This window comes from Variovorax sp. 10L421, from assembly GCF_056395365.1.
Genome location: NZ_JBFTJJ010000020.1, coordinates 66,473 through 85,896 on the forward strand (window position 1 = coordinate 66,473; position 19,424 = coordinate 85,896).

Genomic DNA, 19,424 nt, shown 5'->3' on the forward strand with positions numbered 1-19,424 from the left:
GACACCCGGCCCCCACAAACTGCACACCGAAATCACAACAAGAAAGGGATCCATCCAATGCAAGCCATCCAGAACATCAACTTGCACTCGCTGCTCGACACCTTCGTCAGCGTAGCGGCGGCCTTCATCCTCGGCTCGCTGATCGGCCTGGAGCGCCAGGTTCGGCAACGCACTGCAGGCTTGCGAACGAACACACTGGTGGCAGTAGGTGCTGCGGTATTCGTCGATCTGGCGAACCGGCTCGACGGCAGCGGCGGCGCAGTGCGCGTGGTGGCCTACGTGGTGTCGGGCATCGGCTTCCTGGGCGCGGGCGCGATCATGAAGGAAGGCGCCAACGTCACGGGGCTGAACACGGCGGCAACGCTGTGGGGGTCGGCCGCGGTGGGCGCCTGCGCGGGCGCGAACCTGCTGGGGGAAGCGCTGATCGCGGCGCTGTTCGTGCTGGCGAGCAACACGCTGCTGCGGCCCGTGGTGAACCGCATCAACCGGCAGCCGATCAGCGAGGAAGCGAGCGAGGCGACGTACGTGGTGCGCGTGATCTGTTCACGCGCGGCACGTCCCGAGGTGATGGACCAGCTGCTGCTGTTGCTCGAAGCCGCGAACTATCCGGTGCGCGATGTCGACCAGCATCCGTTCGGGCCGGCCGACACCGAGATCGGTGCGACGCTCTATGCGACAGCGGTCGAGCCCGCGGAGCTCGACCGTGTCATTGAAGATCTCGAATCGCTCGACGGCGTGCAGCAAGCCTTCTGGAATGCCACCGCCGAGGAGTGAGCCGACTCAAACGCCGAGGATCGAAACAGCCTTGGTATTCAGATAAGCCTCGAGCGCTTCCGGGCCGCCTTCCGAACCGTAGCCCGAATCCTTCACGCCGCCGAACGGCATTTCCGGCGAAGGCGTGGCGGGCTGGTTGATCCACAGCATGCCGAGCTCGAGCTTCTGGCTCAGCAGGTGCGCGCTCTTGATCGACTTGGTGAAGGCATAGCCGGCCAGGCCGAACGGCAGGCGGTTGGCTTCGGCGATGGCCTCCTCGAGCGTGTCGAAGCCGCGGATGGCGGCGATGGGGCCGAAGGGCTCGTTGTTGAACACGTCGGCGTCCAGCGGCACGTCGGTCAGCACGGTGGGGGCGAAGAAGTTGCCCGTGTCGCCCACGCGTTCGCCGCCGGCCGCCACGGTGGCGCCCTTCTTGCGCGCGTCTTCCAGCACATGGGCCATTGCGGTGAGGCGACGCGCGTTGGCGAGCGGGCCGATGGTCGTGCCTTCGGCGAGGCCGTCGCCGAGCTTCAGGCCTTCGGTGTACTTGACCAGCGTGCGGGCGAATTCTTCGCGCAGGCTGTTGTGCACCAGGAAGCGGGTCGGCGAGATGCAGACTTGGCCCGCATTGCGGAACTTGGCGGCGCCCGCGGCCTTGACGGCCAGCGCAACGTCGGCGTCTTCGGCCACGATCACCGGGGCGTGGCCGCCCAGTTCCATCGTGACGCGCTTCATGTGCGAACCGGCCAACGCGGCCAGTTGCTTGCCGACCGGGGTGGAGCCGGTGAACGTGACCTTGCGGATGATCGGGTGCGAGATCAGGTAGTTCGAGATCTCGGCGGGGTTGCCGAACACGAGGCCGACGGTGCCGGGAGGGATGCCGGCGTCGACAAAAGCCTGCAGCAGCGCGGCGGGCGATGCGGGGGTTTCTTCAGGCGCCTTCACCAGGAACGAGCAGCCGGTGGCCAGCGCGGCGCCGAGCTTGCGCACGATCTGGTTGATCGGGAAGTTCCACGGCGTGAATGCTGCGACGGGGCCGAGCGGCTCCTTCAGCACGAGCTGCTGCGCGGCCAGGTTGCGCGAGGGAACGATGCGGCCGTACACGCGGCGGCCTTCGTCGGCGAACCACTCGATGATGTCGGCGGCGGCCAGCGTCTCGCCCTTGGCTTCGGCCAGCGGCTTGCCCTGCTCTTGCGTCAGCAGCTTGGCGATGTCGCCGGCGCGTTCGCGGATCAGGCCCGCGGCGCGGCGCATCACGGCGGCCCGCTCGTTGGCGGGGGTGTTGCGCCACTTGTCGAAGCCGCGCTGGGCGGCGGCCAGGGCGCGGTCGAGGTCGGCGATGCTGGCGTGCGCCACCTTGCCGATGGCCTTGCCGGTGGCCGGATTCACGACGTCCAGCGTCTTGCCGCCGACGGCGTCGACCCATTCGTTGTCGATCAGCAGGCGGGTGTCGGTGTAGGTGGCGGTCATGGCGAACTTTTCCTTCGGGACTGGATGATGAAAGGAGGAATGGGAAATCTGGATGTGCGACGCGGCACCCGCAAGGGTGCGCCGGCGACAACGGCAGCCACAGGCCGCCGGGGGGCATAGATTAACCCGAGTTCGCAAACCCCGCCCACCACCGGTCACGGGCCGGGCATGGGGCAGTCATGCGCGCCGAACATAATCCCCGCCAAACCAACACACAGAGGACCGAGGGAAATCCATGCACGCAGCGCTCAGCAACAACCTGTTCTTCATCAAGGAACACGTCGGCATATTCAAGGCCGCCAACAACTACGACATCTTCGATCCGCACTCGCAGCAGAAGATCCTGGAATGCCGCGAGCCGAACCTCGGCTTTTTCAGCAAGCTGCTGCGCTTCACCGACTACAAGCGCTTCACGCCCTTCGACGTGGTCGTGTCCACGCCCGAGGGGCAGAAGGTGCTGTCGGTCAAGCGCGGCGTGTCCATCTTCCTGTCGAAGGTGCAGGTGCTCGACGGCAACGACCGGGTCGTCGGCTCGTTCAAGCAGAAGCTCTTCTCCATCGGCGGCAAGTTCGATGTGCTCGACGCACAGGAGCGGATCGCCTGCACGCTCAGGGGCAAGTGGACCAGCTGGGATTTCCGCTTCGTGCAGGACAGCACCGAGTTCGCCGCCGTGTCCAAGAAGTGGGCCGGGCTGGGCAAGGAACTGTTCACCACCGCCGACAACTACATGCTGTCGATCGATCCGGGCGTGCCGGCCAACGACGCCCGCCGCCTGCTGATCGTGGCGGCGGTGATGTGCATCGACATGGTCCTCAAGGAGTGAGGCGTTTCCTGCCTACAGCACCAGCAGGGCGCGGAAGTCGTTGACGTTGGTGTGCGTCGGGCCCGTCACGAACAGGTCGCCGATGGCGTCGAAGTAGCCGTACGCGTCGTTGCGGTCGAGGTGGTCCGACAGCTTCTTGCCAGCGGCCGTGGCGCGCGCCAGCGTGTCGGGCGTAACGAAGGCGCCGGCGTTGTCTTCCACGCCGTCGATGCCGTCGGTATCGGCGGCCAGCGCCCACACCTGCGCTTGGCCCATGAGCGCGCCGGCCAGGCCCATGCAGAACTCGCCGGCCCGGCCGCCGCGGCCCTTGGCCTGGCCGGGCTGGCGCGGGCGGATCGTGACTGTCGTCTCGCCGCCGGAAAGGATGACGCAGGGCCGCGCGAACGGCTCGCCGCGGTGCGCGACGGCGCGGGCCAGCGCGGCATGCACCTTGCCGACTTCGCGCGACTCGCCTTCCATTTCGTCGCTGAGGATGTGCGCCTCGATACCGGCCTCGCGCGCCGCCCTGGCCGCCGCTTCGAGCGACTGCTGCGGCGTTGCGATCATGTGGGTTGCGTGGCCCTGGAACACGGCATCGTCCGGCTTGGGCGTTTCGAGTTCGCCGCTTTCGAGCCGGGCGCGCACCGGCGCAGGCACCTCGATGCCGTAGCGGTCGAGGATCGCGAGCGCGTCGGCGCAGGTGCTCGCATCGGGCACGGTTGGGCCGCTCGCGATGACAGCCGCGTCATCGCCGGGCACGTCGCTGATCGTCAGTGTCACCACGCGGGCCGGCGCGCATGCGGCCGCCAGCCGGCCGCCCTTGATGCGCGACAGGTGCTTGCGCACGCAGTTCATCTCGCCGATGCCCGCGCCGCTTTCGAGCAGTTGCTTGTTGATGCGCTGCTTGTCGGCCAGCGTCAGGCCCTCGGCCGGCAGCACCAGCAATGACGAGCCGCCGCCCGAGATCAGGCACAGCACGAGGTCGTCGGCCGTCAGCCCCTGCGTCAGCGCGAGGATGCGTTCGGCGGCCTGCTGGCCGGCCGCGTCGGGCACGGGGTGCGCGGCCTCGACGATCTCGATGCGTTGCGGCACGCCTTCGGGCCGCGGCGGAATGTGGTCGTAGCGCGTGACGACGAGCCCCGACAGCGGCGCATCGGCCGGCCACAGGGCTTCGAGCGCCTGCACCATCGAGCCGCCGGCCTTGCCGGCGCCCAGCACCAGCGTGCGGCCCTTGGGCGGGGGCGGCAGGTGGGCCCCCAAGGTGGAAAGCGGCAGTGCGCGGTCCACCGCCACGCGGTAGATGTGTTCGAGGAAGGCGCGCGGGGCCTCGCGCGGATCGGGGGCGGGGCCGAAGGATGCATTCGATGTGGTCATGGCTTTGCTTATCTCCAACCGGCGATTGTGCGGGCCACGGCGCCCTGCACTCTTGATCCCGGTCTAGTTTGTCTTGGCGCCAGCCTGGAACCAGCGGCTGACGAGGGCCCGCTCTTCGTCGGTGATGCCCGTGGCGTTGTTCATAGGCATGATCTTCGTGACCACCACCTGCTGGTAGATCGCCTGCGCATTCGCGGCCACCTGTTCGGGCGAATCTACACGCACGTTCTTCATCTGCGTGGCCGCGCCGTGGCACATGTAGCAGCGCTGCTCGAGCACCTTCTGCACGTCCTTGAACGGCACCGCGGGCGCGGCTGCAGCCACGGCGGGCGCGGCCGCGGGTTCGGGCTTCATCCAGACGATGGTCAGGCCCAGCACCACGATGCCGATCAGCGCGTAGGGCAGCGGGTTGCCCGCGTTGCTCAGCTTGAAGCGGTGGCGCACCACGAAGAACTGCCGGATCGCCGCGCCGCCGAGCATGATCAGCAGCAGCACGATCCAGTTGTACTTGTGCGTGTAGGTGAAGCTGTAGTGGTTGCTCAGCATCGCGAACAGCACCGGCAGCGTGAAGTAGGTGTTGTGCACGCTGCGCTGCTTGCCGCGCTGGCCGTGCACCGGGTCAACCGGGCGGCCTTCGCGCAGGGCCTGCACGTTCTTGCGCTGGCCGGGGATGATCCAGAAGAACACGTTGCCGCTCATGGTCGTGGCCATCATGGCGCCCACCAGCAGGAAGGCCGCGCGGCCCGCGAACCACTGGCAGGCCAGCCAGGTCGCGAAGACGATGAAGAGCGCGATCAGCACGCCGACAATGGTGTCGCCGTTCTTGCGCCGGCCAAAGACTTGGCAGATGCCGTCGTAGACCATCCAGAACACGACGAAGAAGGCCAGCGCCACGCCGATGGCGGCGCCGGGCTGCCAGTCCATCTTCGATTTGTCGATCAGGTAGGTGCTCGCATTCCACAGGTACGACATGGTGAAGAGCGAGAAACCCGTGATCCAGGTCGAATAGCTCTCCCAGTACGACCAGTGCAGGTGGTCCGGCAGCTTCTTCGGCGCCAGCGCGTACTTCTGCATGTTGTAGAAGCCGCCGCCGTGCACGGCCCATTGCTCGCCGCCCACGCCCTTGTCGAGCGATTCCTGGTCTTGCGGCTTCTCGAGGCTGTTGTCCAGCATCACGAAGTAGAAGGAGGCGCCGATCCAGGCGATGGCTGTGATGACGTGGACCCAGCGCAGCAGCAGGTTGGCCCAGTCGAGGTAGTAGCTTTCCATGTGCTCTCTCTCAGCCCTTTCGGCGCGTGGAGACGCCGCCAAAGGGTTTCAGCCTGCTCACCACCGCGGGCGCTGTAAGCAGAGAAAGTGCCGCGAACGCAGGCGCCATGAAATGGGCCTCGCTCCGCTGCGGCTTGTTGTGGACCGAAAGTGTATACAGTTTTGACACGAGGCGGGTTGGTTTTTTGAGCGTCGCCGCCGGGGAAAACCCTGTTCAGCCCAGCGATTGCAACAACTGTGCCGCCACCGCGACGGCAATCACCTCGGGCTCCTTGCCGGTGATGCCGGGCACGCCGATGGGGCAGGTGATGCGCGCCAGTTCGTCGGCCGTGAAGCCACGCGCCTCGAGCCGGTGGCTGAAGGTGGCCCACTTGGTCTTGCTGCCGATCAGGCCGATGTACGGCAGGTCGTTGCGCTCGCGCAGGCGCTTGAGGCAGGCGATGACGATGTCGAGGTCTTCGGCATGGCTGAAGCTCATGATCAGCACGCGGCTGCCCGGCGCGAGCGCGGCCACGGCGTCCTGCACGGGCTCGGAATGCTCGGTGTCGATCTGTGCCGGCAGCTCTTCGGGGAATACGCCGTCGCGGCTGTCGATCCAGCGCACCGCGAACGGCAGCGCGGCCAGCAGGCGCGCCAGCGCGGCGCCCACGTGACCGCCGCCGAACAGCGCCACGGGCTTGAGTTGCGCGACCAGTTCGCGCTGCAGCCTCGGCGCATCGGCCGCCGTGATGCGCTGGTACGACAGGAACATCACGCCACCGCAGCACTGCCCCAGGCTGGGCCCGAGCGGATAGCGCTGGATGCCGTCGAAGGGGGCGCGCATGCCGGCCAGCAGTTCGCGCGCTTCCTTCGTGGCCTGGAATTCGAGTTGCCCGCCGCCGATGGTGGCCGTGAGCGCATCGGCCCACACCGCCATCCAGGTGCCGGCCTCGCGCGGCGCCGAGCCCTGCGTCGACTCGACGCGCACCAGCACCGCGTCTTCGCGGGCAAGACGGGCCAGCAGCTGATCGACCATGCCGTTCATTTCCGACACCTTCGGTTGCGAGGTTGCACGAGACTCACGGTATAAACCTGCGATGAACCGTCAGCTTACGCCGCGCCACCTTGCCCTGGTGGCATCCGTCATTTCCGCACTCTGGCTCGCCGGCTGCGCAGGCCCCGGGGCCGTGCCCGGCCAATTGAGCGAGGCCAAGACCGAACGGAGTGCGGCGGGCGCCGCGCCGCGCACCTCGAATGCGGCCACCGCGCGCGAGTACCGCCGCGATGCGGCACGCCACATCTACGACGCCAACAAGTCCCGCGTCTACAGCGGCCAGCTGCCGCCCATGCTCTACGCCGTCGGCACACTGCAGGTCAACCTCGATGCCGGCGGCAAGGTGGTGTCGCTGCATTGGATGCGCGCGCCCAAGCATGCACCCGAGGTCATCGCCGAGATCGAGCGCATGGTGCTGAAGGCCGCGCCCTTCCCCGCCGCCCCCCGCCTCGGCGCGGTCACCTGGACCGATACCTGGCTGTGGGACAAGAGCGGGCGCTTCCAGCTCGACACCCTGACTGAAGGCCAACAGCAAGGGGACTGAAGACACACCCGGAGGCATTTGCGCGGGGGCCGCCGCGCACGGCCGCCCGAAGCGGCCGGCCCGCCCCCGGTAGGGGGTTGGCGAAGCGACACGAAGTGCGCGAAGCCTGGGGGCGAGCATCAAGACCCGCGGTAGGTCGAGTAGCTCCACGGGCTCACCAGCAGCGGCACGTGGTAGTGCTGGTCGGTGTGCGCCACGCCGAAGTCCAGCGACACCTTGTTCAGGAAATTCGGCTCGGGCAGCTTCACGCCGCGGGCCTTGAAGTAGCCCGCAACGTCGAACACCAGCCGGTAGGTGCCGGCCTTCAGCGAGTTGTTGTCGTACAGCGGCCCGTCGCTGCGGCCGTCCGAATTCAGCGTGAAGCGCTTCACCAGCGTGGCGGCGTCGCCGTCGGTGGTGTACAGCGCCACCTCCATGCCGGCCGCCGGGCCGCCGTGCATCGTGTCCAGTACGTGAGTGCTCAGGCCCATGGGGCGCTCCTTCGAATGTCGAATCGGGTGCGGGAAATTCCGGTGGACAAAAGTGTATACAGTTACCGGCTTTGGGTCTATCATGAAAAACATGGAGTCCTCCACCACCCGTTCGATCGTCGATGCCCTCACGAAGGCCATCGTCGAGCACCGGCTTCAGCCCGGCACCAAGCTGGCTGAGCAGAAGCTGGCCGATCATTTCGGCGTGTCGCGCACGCTGGTGCGCCAGGCGCTGTTCCAGCTGTCTCAGAACAAGCTCATCCGCCTCGAACCCGCGCGCGGCGCCTTCGTGGCCGCGCCCGCGGTCGACGAGGCCAGGCAAGTGTTCGCTGTGCGCCGCATGCTCGAGGCCGAGATGACGCGCGAGTTCGTGCGCACCGTCACGCCAGCCAAGATCAAGGCGCTGAAGGAACACGTCGCGCTCGAAAAGTCCGCCGTGTCGGGCGAGGACATCTCGGGCCGCACCGAGCTGCTCGGCGACTTCCACGTGCGCATGGCCGAGCTCATGGGCAATCAGGTGCTGGCGCAGATCCTCGGCGAACTCATCTCTCGCTGTGCCCTCATCACGCTGATGTACCAGAGCGCCAGCGCTGCCGAGCACTCCAACGACGAGCACGCCGACATCGTGAAGGCGCTGGCCGCGCGCGACGAGGAACGCGCCGTGCGCCTCATGACCGAACACCTGGAGCACGTCGAGGCCAACCTCACGTTCGACCGCAAGGTCCCCACCAACGACATCTCGCTCGCCCTGGCCTGAACATCCATGACCGTCTACGACACCACCCTGCCCTACCCGCGCGACCTCGTCGGCTACGGCCGCAACCCGCCGCACGCCCAGTGGCCGGGCGGCGCGCGCATCGCGGTGCAGTTCGTCCTCAACTACGAAGAGGGCGGCGAGAACGCCACGCTGCACGGTGACGCGGGCTCCGAGCAGTTCCTCTCCGAGATGTTCAACCCGGCGAGTTTTCCCGACCGGCACATCAGCATGGAAGGCATCTACGAATACGGTTCGCGCGCCGGCGTGTGGCGCATCCTGCGCGAGTTCGAGAAGCGCGGCCTGCCGCTGACCGTGTTCGGCGTGGGCATGGCGCTGGAGCGCTACCCCGAGCTCACGGCTGCGTTCAAGGAACTCGGCCACGAGATCGCCTGCCACGGCTGGCGCTGGATTCATTACCAGAACCTCGACGAAGCCACCGAGCGCGAGCACATGCGCCTGGGCATGGAAGCCATCGAGAAGCTCACCGGCGAGCGGGCGCTTGGCTGGTACACCGGCCGCGACAGCCCGCGCACGCGCCGCCTCGTGGCCGACTACGGCGGCTTCGAATACGACAGCGACTACTACGGCGACGACCTGCCCTTCTGGATGAAGGTACAGAAGACCGACGGCAGCGTGGTGCCCCAGCTCATCGTGCCCTACACGCTCGACTGCAACGACATGCGCTTCGCGCTGCCGCAGGGCTACTCGCACGCCGATCCGTTCTTCCAGTACATGAAGGACAGCTTCGATGCGCTCTATGCCGAGGGCGACCCGAATGGCGACAACAGCCCGAAGATGATGAGCATCGGCATGCACTGCCGGCTGCTCGGGCGGCCCGGCCGCATCACGGCACTGCAGCGCTTTCTCGATCACATCGCCAAGCACGACAAGGTGTGGGTCTGCCGCCGCGTCGACATCGCGCGCCACTGGAAGCACGCGCATCCTTTCGAAGCCGGAGCCGCATCATGAGCCTCACCATCGCCCAACTCAACGCCGCGGTGCCGGCCGAAGCCGTCGCACTGCTCGACGGCATCTACGAGCACTCGCCCTGGATCGCGCAGCGCGCGCTCGCCGCGCGCCCCTTCCGCTCGCTCGCACACCTGAAGCATTCGATGGTGCAGGCGCTGGCCGCGTCGTCGACCGACGAGCAGATCGGCCTCATCCGCGCCCACCCCGAGCTCGCTGGCAAGGCCATGGTCAGCAAGACGCTGACGGCCGAATCGACCAACGAGCAGAGCAAGGCCGGCCTGACCGGCTGCACGCCCGAGGAGTTCGCGAAGATCCAGCAGCTCAACGCCGACTACAACGCGAAGTTCGGCTTTCCGTTCATCCTCGCGGTGCGCGGCCCGCGCGGCACCGGGCTGACCAAGCGCGAGATCATCGACACCTTCGAGCGCCGGCTGTACAACCACCCGGGGTTCGAACTCGGTGAGGCGCTGCGCAACATCCATCGCATCGCCGAGATCCGCCTGGACGACAAGTTCGCCGCCGACATCACGCTCGGTAACGACGTGTGGGACTGGCAGGAGCAGCTCTCGGTGCACACCGACCCGGGCTATGCCGAGAAGGGCCAGCTCACCGTCACCTACCTGACGGATGCGCACCGTGCCTGCGCCGCGCAGATCTCCACGTGGATGCGCGAGTGCGGCTTCGACTCGGTGGACATCGATGCGGTCGGCAACGTAGTGGGTCGCTATGAAGGCAGCACGCCCGACGCGAAGACGCTGCTCACCGGTTCGCACTACGACACCGTGCGCAACGGCGGCAAGTACGACGGCCGCCTCGGCATCTTCGTGCCCATGGCCTGCGTGCGCGAACTCAAGCGGCAAGGCAGGCGCCTGCCCTTCGCCTTCGAGGTGGTGGGCTTCGCGGAAGAAGAAGGCCAGCGCTACAAGGCGACCTTCCTGGGCTCGGGCGCGCTCATCGGCCATTTCGACCCGCGCTGGCTCGACCAGAAGGATGCCGACGGCATCACCATGCGCGAGGCCATGCAGCACGCGGGCCTGAAGCAGGAAGACATTCCGAAGATCCAGCGCGACCCGGCCCGCTACCTCGGCTTCGTCGAAGTGCACATCGAGCAGGGCCCGGTGCTGACCGAGCTCGACCTGCCGCTGGGCATCGTCACCTCCATCAACGGCAGCGTGCGCTACGTGGGCGAGGTCATCGGCATGGCCAGCCACGCCGGCACCACGCCGATGGACCGCCGCCGCGACGCAGCAGCGGCCGTGGCCGAGCTGATCCTCTACACCGAGCAGCGCGCCGCGAAGGACGGGGACTCGGTCGGCACTGTCGGCATGCTCGAAGTGCCCAGCGGCTCGATCAACGTGGTGCCGGGGCGCTGCAAGTTCAGCCTCGACCTGCGCGCGCCCAACAATGCGCAGCGCGACGCGCTGGCCAACGACGTGGTCAACGCACTGAAGGACATCTGCGAGCGCCGCGGCGTTCGCTACGAGCTCGAGGAGACGATGCGCGCCGCCGCCGCGCCCAGCGCACCGGCCTGGCAGCAGCGATGGGAAAAAGCGGTCGATGCCCTCGGCATTCCGCTCTTCCGCATGCCCAGCGGCGCCGGCCACGACGCGATGAAGTTGCACGAGGTGATGCCGCAGGCCATGCTCTTCGTGCGCGGCATCAACTCGGGCATCAGCCACAACCCGCTCGAATCGAGCACCAACGACGATATTCAATTGGCGGTGCAAGCATTCCAGCTCCTGCTGGACAACCTCGCCACCGAGCAAGCCCACTGACCGACCACAGAAGAACAACCATGACCGACTACGCCAAACTCGACGCCTGGATCGACGCCCACTTCGACGAGGAAGTGCAGTTCCTGCAGCAACTGGTGCGCGTGCCCACCGACACGCCGCCCGGCAACAACGCGCCGCACGCCGAACGCACCGCCGAACTGCTGAAGGACTTCGGCCTCGACGCCGAGAAGCACGCCGTGCCCGCGCAGGATGTGAAGGAGTACGGCCTCGAATCGATCACCAACCTGATCGTGCGCCGCAAGTACGGCAGCGAAGGCCGTACCGTCGCGCTGAATGCCCACGGCGACGTGGTGCCGCCCGGCGAAGGCTGGACGCACGACCCGTACGGCGGCGAGATCGCCGACGGCAGCCTCTACGGCCGCGCCGCCGCGGTCAGCAAGAGCGACTTCGCGAGCTTCACCTTCGCGCTGCGCGCGCTCGAAGCGGTAGCAAAACCGGCCAAGGGCAGCGTCGAGCTGCACTTCACCTACGACGAAGAATTCGGCGGCATCCTCGGCCCGGGCTGGCTGCTCAAGAACGGCCTGACCAAGCCCGACCTGATGATCGCGGCCGGCTTCAGCTACGAAGTGGTCACCGCGCACAACGGCTGCCTGCAGATGGAAGTGACGGTGCACGGCAAGATGGCACATGCCGCCATTCCGACCACCGGCGTCGATGCGCTGCAGGGCGCCACGAAGATCCTCAACGCGCTCTATGCGCAGAACATGCTCTACCAGCAGGTGACGTCGAAGGTCGAGGGCATCACGCACCCGTACCTCAACGTCGGCCGCATCGAGGGCGGCACCAACACCAACGTGGTTCCGGGCAAGGTGGTGTTCAAGCTCGACCGCCGCATGATCCCCGAGGAGAACCCGGTCGAGGTCGAAGCCACGATCCGCAAGGTGATCGCCGATGCCGCCGCCGAAAGCGCGGGCATCACGGTCGAGATCAAGCGCCTGCTGCTCGCCAACTCAATGCAGCCGCTGGCCGGCAACAAGCCGCTGGTCGATGCCATCCAGAAGCACGGCGGCGAGCTGTTCGGCGAGCCGATCAAGGCCATGGGCACGCCGCTGTACACCGACGTGCGCCTGTACGTCGAAGCCGGCATTCCTGGCGTGATCTACGGCGCCGGCCCGCGCACCGTGCTCGAGTCGCATGCCAAGCGCAGCGACGAGCGCGTGGTGCTCGAAGACCTGCGCCGCGCCACCAAGGTGATCGCGCGCACGCTCTGCGACCTGCTGGCCTGATCCGGCTCAGGCGCCCTTGGCGTGCGCCGGCAGCGCCCGCGAAGCCGCCCACGCCATCAGTTCGGACAGCGGCGCGGGCCGCGCCAGGTGGTAGCCCTGCACCAGCTTGCAGCCCAGCGCGCGCAGGGCCTCGAGCTCGTCCTGCGTTTCGACGCCTTCGGCCACGACCTGGATGTTCAGCGAACGGCCGAGCTGGACGATGGCATCCACCAGCACCACGTTGCCCGGTGAGGACGACAGGCCGAGCGTGAAGCTGCGGTCGATCTTCACCTGCCGCACGTGCTCGCTGCGCAGCGACGCCAGCGACGAATAGCCCACGCCGAAGTCGTCGACCACGATCGCCACGCCCGCGGCCGACAGCGTGCTCAACCGGCCGCGCGTGGCATGGGTGTCGAGCGCCACCTCTTCCGTTATCTCGATCTGCAGCCGGCGCGGCGCGATGCCGCGCTCCTTCAGCATGCCCAGCACGATGTCGTCGACCGCGAGCTGCGCCATCTCGCGTGGCGAGACGTTGATGGCGACCGGCGCTGCGGCCAGGCTGGAGCCCGCGGCCTCGAGCTGGCGCATGGCCAGGCAGGCCTCGTCGACCAGGTGCCGCAGCAGCGGCTCCGCCACGCCGGTGCTCGCGGCCGCGTAGATCACTTCCTCGGGAGCGATCTGGCCGTGGCGCGGGTGGTTCCAGCGCATCAACGCCTCGAGACTATGGACCTCGCAGCCGTCGCTGTTCATGATCGGCTGGAACCACACGCCGATGTCGCGCGCCTCGATGGCGCGCAGCAGGTCGCGCTCCACGTCCCGCCGCGTGGCCAGCCGCTGGTTGAGCGCGTTGTCGAAGAGCTGGCAGCGGTTGCGCCCGAGGCGCTTGGCCTCGTTGAGCGCCTCGTCGGCAAAGCTGATCATGTCGGCGATCTCGGCCTCGCCCGACACCGAGATGCCGATGCTCACGCCCAGGTGACCGCCGTAGTGCGCCGTGGCGAAAGAGACCGAACGGATCAGCCCCTGCGCGATGGCCGTGGGCGCCTGCCGCTCGTCCCACAGGCTGTAGAGCAGCGCGAATTCGTCGCCGCCCCAGCGCCCGAGGACCGCCTGCATGTCTGCGGTTTCCCGCTGCAGCCAGCGGGCCACGTCCTGCAGCACGCGGTCGCCGGCCTTGTGGCCGAAGGCGTCGTTCACCGCCTTGAAGCCGTCGAGGTCGAGCAGCAGCAGGCCGTGCTGGCGGCCATCGGTCGTGGCGATGCGCAGCGTCGCGGCCTCGGTGAAGCCCTCGCGGTTGAACAGGCCGGTAAGCGAATCGTGCGAGGCCCGGAAGGCCAGTTGCTGCGTTGCATCCAGCGAGAGCGCGTGCGCCAGCCGCAGCTGGGCGGCCATGGCGGTGGCTTCGTTGCGGATGCGGCTGCCTTCGCGGAAGGCCTTGTCGCTGTGCAGCGCGCCGCGCCCCAGCGCCCCGAGGTACAGCAGCACGAGCGCCGCCAGGCACAGGTTGTCGAAGCCGCCCGCATACGCCAGGCAGCCCGCCACCGACAGCAGCGCCGGCGTGATGAAGCCGATGGGCACGAGCGCATAGGCGATGCCATAGGTGACCGCCCCCGCGCAGATGCCGCACACCACCGTCAGGTAGAACACCGCCTGCGGCGAGGAGTAGCCGTCGCACAGCAGCGGAATAAGCGCCCACACACAGCCCGACACCGCGGCCAGGCCGGCTGTCAACCGCAGGTGCCATTCGACCGGGCGGGCGCTCGGCGATGTGGCGACGCTGCTGTCGGGCGTGGTGCCCGGCGACGGTGCGAACGGCCAGCGGCAGATGTAGCGGCGCAGTCCGTTCACCATGAGGGACAGCAGCAGCCAGCACAGCCCTTCGAACGCGCGGCCGGCGTTGACGGCGATCAGCGCCGCCGCGCAGCTCAGCACCACGTTGATCGGAATGGCCCGCAGCACGCTGCGGCGTATCGCCACGAGCTGGTCGGTGCGCACCGTGCGGGACAGCACCAGGTCGTCGACGGACGCAGTGAGCTCGGGAGAAGGCGCGCGGGGAATCATGAAAGGAGCACAGTTTAGGGCGCGGGCCGCGCCAGCGCCCCGACTGGTGCGCGGCAACAACGAACTTTCGTTCGACTTTCACCCGGATGTCATGGCTCCATCCCAGACTCGCGGCTTTCGCAGAGACGCGCGCTTCCAGTCCGCGTCGCTTTTTTCAAGCCAGCCATGTCCATCTTCCCGATTGCTCTACCGACCACCCCGCCGTTGCGCCGCAGCCTGCTCTCCACACTCGCCATCGGCACGCTCGCGCTTGCCGGTTGCGGTGGCGGAGGCGGCTCCAGCGCCCCGGCCTTCTTCCCCACGACACCCGGCACCCCGACTGCTGTGGCGCCCGCGCCCGCACCTGCTCCTGCGCAGCCGGCCGATCCCGCCCCGTCCGTGCCGCCCGGACGCTGGACCGTCGGCGACCTGCACATCCACACGATGCAGTCGGACGACACCCAGCAGATCTCCACGCTCGACCAGGTGCTGGCCAAGGCCTTCGACGAGTTCGGGCTCGACTGGGCCGCGCTGTCCGACCACCTGCGCCTGTCTTCCTACGACAACGATGGCAACAAGCTGGCCGCGCAGATTCCGTTCTCGGAAGGCATGGCCAAGTACCAAGTGCCGCGCATCAAGGCGCTGCAGGCCAGCGGCAAGTACGCCGACAAGACGATCTTCACGGCCTTCGAGTGGGACATGCCCTCGCACGACCACGGCAACGTCGGCATCCTGACCGACAACCCCATGTCGGGCGCCGCGCTCAAGGCGGCGAACCAGTTCGAGTACCTCTTCACCAACCGCGACCCCGCCCTCTTCCCGGCCGCCGACGTCGCCGCGTGGGGTCAGAAGGCCGGCACCGGCTACAACACGCACGCCGAGACGCTCGCAGCCATCGCCTGGCTCAAGAAGAACTATCCCGACACCAGCTACCTGCAGATCAACCACCCGTCGCGCAACCCCGGCAAGTATACGATCGCCCAGTTGCGCGAGATGAACGACCTCGCGCCGAACATCGTGTTCTCGCTCGAAGGCATGGTCGGCAACCAGATGGAGCCCGACCGTGGCGGCTACAACAGCGCCTATATCGCGGCCAACCTGCCCTCGCGCACCTATGGCGGCGTCGACTATCTCGTTGCCAAACTGGGCGGCACCTGGGACGCGCTGCTTTCCGAAGGCCGCCGCATCTGGAACGTGGCCGACTCCGACTACCACTTCACCGTCTCGCAGGGCCAGTACAGCAGCGGCTACGCGCCCGGCGAGTACGCCAGGAACCACCTGTGGGGAGACATCAAGGACCCGAAGTCGCTGCTCGCGGCCATGCGCACGGGCAAGCTCTTCGCGGTGAACGGCGGCCTGATCGACGCGCTCGACTTCAAGGTGCAAGGCGCCAAGGGAATAAGCGAGATGGGTTCGGAGCTGGGAGCAAAGCCGGGTGAAGACCTTAAGATCATCATCCGCTTCAAGAGCCCCGAGCGCAACAACTTCGAGTATCAGCTCGGCAGCGGCCGCTTCGCCAACGTGAAGCCGGTGGTCGATCACATCGACCTGATCGCGGGCGACGTGACCGGCCCCGAACTGCCGGGCACGCCGGGCTACTCGCGCGACACCAACCCGTCGACGCACGTGCTCAAGCGCTTCACCCGCAGCGACTGGAAGCTCGACGCCGACGGCTACTTCACCGTGAGCTACACGGTGAAGGCCGGCAACAACCAGTACTTCCGCCTGCGCGGCACCAACCTGGGCACCGACGTGCCCAACGAAACCGCCGGCGGCGAGCCGCTGCCCGATGCGCAGACCACGGGCACCGACAACGTGGCGCGCTTCAACGCGATCAACGCGCGCAACTACGGCGACCTCTGGTTCTATTCGAACCCGGTGTTCGTAAAGGTCTCCGCGCAGTAGGCAGTCGCTGCCGGTCAGCTCTTCGGGGCGCGCACCTCGGGCATCGCCGACGAGTGGTGATGCGCGATCAGCCACTGGCCGTTCACCCATTCGTAGACGTAGGTGTAGCGCGCATGCACCGTGCCGCCGTCCTTGAAGCGGAAGGTGTACGTGCCGACGTCCTGCGCCACATTGCAGCCGATCTTGATGACGCGCTGGTCGATCTTTCCTTGCGGCTCGCCCTTGAGGAATTTGACGAAGTAGTCGCGGATCTCGGCCGGGTTGGTGCGCGGCTGGTTCGACACGGTCGGCAGCAGCACGCCGTCGGCGGCGTAGTTGGCGACCACCTTGTCGGGGTCCAGCGTGCGCAGCGAGTTGTTCCAGCGGTCGAACAAGGCGCTGACCTGCGCCGCATCCACCGGCGTGCAGACGGCCGTACCCGATCCCTGGGCCAGCGCACCGGTGGCGAGCGAGAGAGAGAGGACGCCGAGGGCGGCGCTGGCGACGAGACTTTTCTTCACGGAGATGATTCCTTGTTGTGGAAGTTGTTGAAGCACCGGTTCAGGCCGGCGCTGCACCGCATTCGCGAGGCAGGAATCAAGTCTGCGGCGCGCTCATGAACACGACCCGTGCCGGGCCATGAATGCGAGTTGAAGCGCAGATGAACAACGGATGAACGGGCGCCCCGCGCGCGCTCAGGCCTCCTGCGCGTCGAGCCGGTAGCCGAAGCCGCGCACGGTCTTGAGCAGCGCGAGCGGATGGCCCTCGTCGATCTTGGCGCGCAGGCGGCGCACGTACACGTCGACCACGTTGGTCAGCGGGTCCTCGCTGGTGCCCCACACGTTCGAGAGGATGCGCTCGCGGCTGTACACGCGCCCGGGTGCGCTCATCAGCAGTTCCAGGAAGGCCAGCTCCTTCGCGGTCAGCGCGATCGGCTGGCCGGCCCGCGTGACCTGCATGCGCTCGCGGTCCAGAACGAGGTCGGCCACCTGCAGGCTGCTCGCCTTCACGCGCTGCTCGCGCCCGCGCCGCAGCAGCGCCTCGATGCGCGCGAGCAGTTCTTCGAAAGCGAAGGGTTTGGTGAGGTAGTCGTCCGCACCCAGCCGCAGGCCGTTGACCTTGGCCTCCAGCGAGCTCATGGCCGTGAGCATCAGCACGGGCACATGGTGGCCCTCGGCGCGCATCGTCTGGCACAGCTCCAGGCCGCTGAGGCCGGGCAGCATCAGGTCGAGGATGAGCAGCGCGGGCTCGCCGCCGCGCGCCAGCGCCAGGCCCTCGGTTCCGGTGCGGGCCAGCTGCACGCCATAGCCTTCGGCCCGCAGGCCGCGCTGAAGGAAGTCGGCCACGCGCGGATCGTCTTCGACCACCAGGATGTTGTTCATGCGGCCTCCGGCGCCGTGGGGAAATCGGTGCCGTCGAAACGCGGCAGCCGGATGCGGACCGTCGTGCCCACGAATGGCTCGCTCTCGATGTCGATGCGGCCTTCGTGCGCGGAAACGATCACCTGCGCGATCGACAGGCCGATGCCGGTGCCGTCGACGCGGTGCGCCCGGGCGCGCTGGCCACGCGTGAAGCGCTGGAACACCGTGGGCAGCTCGTCGGCGTCGATGCCGATGCCCTGGTCGCGCACGGCAATTTCCACGCATCCGTCGAGCTCGCGCCAACCGATGCGAACCGCGCCGCCGGCGCGCGAATAGCGCACCGCGTTGTCCAGCACGATCATCAGGGCCTGGCGCAGCCGATCGGCATCGGCGTGCACGTGGACAAGCGCCGGCTGTGCGTCGTGCGGCGCATCGAGGCGCACCCCCACGCCATGCAGCGCCCCCAGCGCCTCGGCCTGCTCGGCCGCATCGCCGACCAGCAGGCCCAGGTCCACCCGGTCCTGCCGAATGACGAGCTGGTCGGCCTCGGCGCGCGCGATCAGCATCAGGTCGTCGATCACCCGCGCGAGCTGCTCCACACCGCCAACGATGCGCGACAGCGTCAACTTGTATTCGGCCGGCGGCTTGTCGGCGCCGCGCAGTGCGATCTCGGCCTCGCCGCGGATGGCGGTGGCCGGCGTGCGCAGTTCGTGGCTCAGGTCGGCGAACAGCTGGCGGCGGCGCTGGTCGATGTTCTGCAGCGTGACGTGGGCGGACTGCAGCTCGGCCGTGCGCGCATCCACCGCCGCTTCGAGCTTGTGCCGCGCGGCTTCGGCATCGCTGCGGCGCTGCTGCAGCTCGGCGGCCATGGCATTGAAATGCTCTGCCACCTGGCCGAACTCGTCCCTCGACCCGACCTCCAGGCGATGGTCCATGCGGCCGGCCTGCAGGGCCTGCGTGCCGGCCAGCAGGCCGGCGATGGGCGCCTGCAGCCGCCGGTTCAGGCGAATGGCGATCAGCACCGCGGCCACCAGGGTCAGCACTGCGAGGCCGATGGCCTGCAGGCGCAGCACCTCGACGGCGCGTTCCGTGGCCTTGCGTGCCACCGGCACCGCCTCGCGCTGGCGCGCGATCGCACCGTTGACGAGTTCGCGCAGGTCGCGCCCGCGCGTCACGTCGAACACCTGGTTGAGCTGCTGCCACACCGATGAAAACTCCGCGCCCTCCTCCAACGGCTCCAGCCGCAGCAGGCGGGCCTGGACTTCGGCGATGTTGGCGTCGAGCAGGTCGATGCTGGCCGCCAGCTGGGTCGCCGCCTCGGGCACAGGCGTGCCGCGCGCCGAGGAAGCCTGGGTCCACCAGGCCAGGTCGCGCTGCGTCAGGTCGTGCAGGCTGGCCGCGCTGGTCCGCATGCCGGCCAGCCAGCGGTCGCGTGCCTCGATCGGCGCGTCGCCGTTCATCAGCCGCTGCGAGGCCCAGACCCGCAGCCGCTGCTTGTTGGTGGACAGCTCCAGCAGATCGGACAGGATGTCGCTCGCAAGCCGGCTGTGCTGCTTGGCGAAAGTAACGCGCTCGGAACCCAGGTAGATGAAACCGGCCTGGATGCACACCAGCGCAACGAGCGTTGCGAAGGCCAGCGAGAGCCGCGTGCGGAATTTGATGGAAGGCATCGATCGGTGCGGCGCGCTGGCGAACACTCG

General features: G+C 67.8%; 17 protein-coding genes. 8 read left to right on the plus strand and 9 right to left on the minus strand.

Annotated features, from left to right (window positions below):
* Positions 1-57 precede the first annotated feature (57 nt).
* Positions 58-774: an MgtC/SapB family protein gene (locus AC1DFC_RS22350; protein ID WP_007830598.1), complete on the plus strand. Its 717-nt coding sequence runs from the start codon at positions 58-60 to the stop codon at positions 772-774.
* Positions 775-780: 6 nt separating this feature from the next.
* Here the strand turns inward: AC1DFC_RS22350 and AC1DFC_RS22355 are convergent, their stop codons facing one another.
* Entirely contained in the window at positions 781-2,223 is a 1,443-nt protein-coding gene (locus tag AC1DFC_RS22355) for an NAD-dependent succinate-semialdehyde dehydrogenase (protein WP_413314628.1), read from the minus strand.
* 235 nt (positions 2,224-2,458) lie between these two features.
* Here AC1DFC_RS22355 and AC1DFC_RS22360 point away from each other — a divergent pair, with 235 nt between their 5' ends.
* Positions 2,459-3,046 carry an LURP-one-related family protein gene (locus AC1DFC_RS22360; RefSeq protein WP_007830600.1) on the plus strand — a complete coding sequence of 196 codons (588 nt, stop codon included), beginning with the start codon at positions 2,459-2,461 and terminating at the stop codon, positions 3,044-3,046.
* Between the two features lie 12 nt (positions 3,047-3,058).
* Here AC1DFC_RS22360 and AC1DFC_RS22365 read toward each other — a convergent pair whose 3' ends face one another.
* From AC1DFC_RS22365 to xdhC, 3 genes are all read right to left on the minus strand, one after another.
* Entirely contained in the window at positions 3,059-4,399 is a 1,341-nt protein-coding gene (locus AC1DFC_RS22365) for a glycerate kinase type-2 family protein (RefSeq protein ID WP_478180020.1), read from the minus strand.
* Positions 4,400-4,462: 63 nt separating this feature from the next.
* The gene (locus tag AC1DFC_RS22370) at positions 4,463-5,668 is read right to left on the minus strand and encodes a urate hydroxylase PuuD (RefSeq protein ID WP_478180021.1); all 1,206 of its coding nucleotides are present in this window, start codon (positions 5,666-5,668) and stop codon (positions 4,463-4,465) included.
* A gap of 214 nt (positions 5,669-5,882) precedes the next feature.
* On the minus strand, positions 5,883-6,692 hold the full coding sequence (gene xdhC, locus AC1DFC_RS22375) for a xanthine dehydrogenase accessory protein XdhC (protein WP_007830607.1): 810 nt from the start codon (positions 6,690-6,692) through the stop codon (positions 5,883-5,885).
* 52 nt (positions 6,693-6,744) lie between these two features.
* Here xdhC and AC1DFC_RS22380 point away from each other — a divergent pair, with 52 nt between their 5' ends.
* A complete protein-coding gene (locus AC1DFC_RS22380) occupies positions 6,745-7,245 on the plus strand; it encodes a hypothetical protein (RefSeq protein WP_007830609.1) in 501 nt (166 codons plus the stop codon).
* Positions 7,246-7,364: 119 nt separating this feature from the next.
* Here the strand turns inward: AC1DFC_RS22380 and uraH are convergent, their stop codons facing one another.
* Complete coding sequence (uraH, locus tag AC1DFC_RS22385; protein WP_007838349.1) at positions 7,365-7,715, minus strand: hydroxyisourate hydrolase; 351 nt, start codon at positions 7,713-7,715, stop codon at positions 7,365-7,367.
* A gap of 82 nt (positions 7,716-7,797) precedes the next feature.
* Here uraH and AC1DFC_RS22390 point away from each other — a divergent pair, with 82 nt between their 5' ends.
* The 4 genes from AC1DFC_RS22390 to AC1DFC_RS22405 are packed head-to-tail and all read left to right on the plus strand — an operon-like array spanning position 7,798 to position 12,463.
* A complete protein-coding gene (locus tag AC1DFC_RS22390) occupies positions 7,798-8,472 on the plus strand; it encodes a GntR family transcriptional regulator (protein ID WP_007838350.1) in 675 nt (224 codons plus the stop codon).
* A 6-nt stretch (positions 8,473-8,478) separates the two neighbouring features.
* Positions 8,479-9,441 carry an allantoinase PuuE gene (gene puuE / locus AC1DFC_RS22395; protein ID WP_478180022.1) on the plus strand — a complete coding sequence of 321 codons (963 nt, stop codon included), beginning with the start codon at positions 8,479-8,481 and terminating at the stop codon, positions 9,439-9,441.
* The gene (uraD, locus tag AC1DFC_RS22400) at positions 9,438-11,216 is read left to right on the plus strand and encodes a 2-oxo-4-hydroxy-4-carboxy-5-ureidoimidazoline decarboxylase (protein ID WP_413331915.1); all 1,779 of its coding nucleotides are present in this window, start codon (positions 9,438-9,440) and stop codon (positions 11,214-11,216) included. The genes puuE and uraD overlap by 4 nt, the downstream gene beginning before the upstream one ends.
* A gap of 20 nt (positions 11,217-11,236) precedes the next feature.
* On the plus strand, positions 11,237-12,463 hold the full coding sequence (locus tag AC1DFC_RS22405; protein WP_413314636.1) for a M20 family metallopeptidase: 1,227 nt from the start codon (positions 11,237-11,239) through the stop codon (positions 12,461-12,463).
* A gap of 6 nt (positions 12,464-12,469) precedes the next feature.
* Here AC1DFC_RS22405 and AC1DFC_RS22410 read toward each other — a convergent pair whose 3' ends face one another.
* Positions 12,470-14,500: a putative bifunctional diguanylate cyclase/phosphodiesterase gene (locus AC1DFC_RS22410; protein WP_007838355.1), complete on the minus strand. Its 2,031-nt coding sequence runs from the start codon at positions 14,498-14,500 to the stop codon at positions 12,470-12,472.
* Between the two features lie 165 nt (positions 14,501-14,665).
* Between AC1DFC_RS22410 and AC1DFC_RS22415 the strand changes: the two genes are divergently transcribed.
* Positions 14,666-16,384 (plus strand): CehA/McbA family metallohydrolase domain-containing protein, encoded by a 1,719-nt coding sequence (locus tag AC1DFC_RS22415; RefSeq protein WP_413331914.1) that lies wholly within the window; start codon positions 14,666-14,668, stop codon positions 16,382-16,384.
* A 14-nt stretch (positions 16,385-16,398) separates the two neighbouring features.
* Here the strand turns inward: AC1DFC_RS22415 and AC1DFC_RS22420 are convergent, their stop codons facing one another.
* From AC1DFC_RS22420 to AC1DFC_RS22430, 3 genes are all read right to left on the minus strand, one after another.
* Positions 16,399-16,884 (minus strand): SgcJ/EcaC family oxidoreductase, encoded by a 486-nt coding sequence (locus AC1DFC_RS22420; RefSeq protein ID WP_007838358.1) that lies wholly within the window; start codon positions 16,882-16,884, stop codon positions 16,399-16,401.
* Between the two features lie 174 nt (positions 16,885-17,058).
* Complete coding sequence (locus AC1DFC_RS22425; protein WP_007838360.1) at positions 17,059-17,745, minus strand: response regulator transcription factor; 687 nt, start codon at positions 17,743-17,745, stop codon at positions 17,059-17,061.
* Complete coding sequence (locus AC1DFC_RS22430) at positions 17,742-19,394, minus strand: sensor histidine kinase (protein ID WP_007838362.1); 1,653 nt, start codon at positions 19,392-19,394, stop codon at positions 17,742-17,744. The genes AC1DFC_RS22425 and AC1DFC_RS22430 overlap by 4 nt, the downstream gene beginning before the upstream one ends.
* Positions 19,395-19,424: the final 30 nt, after the last annotated feature.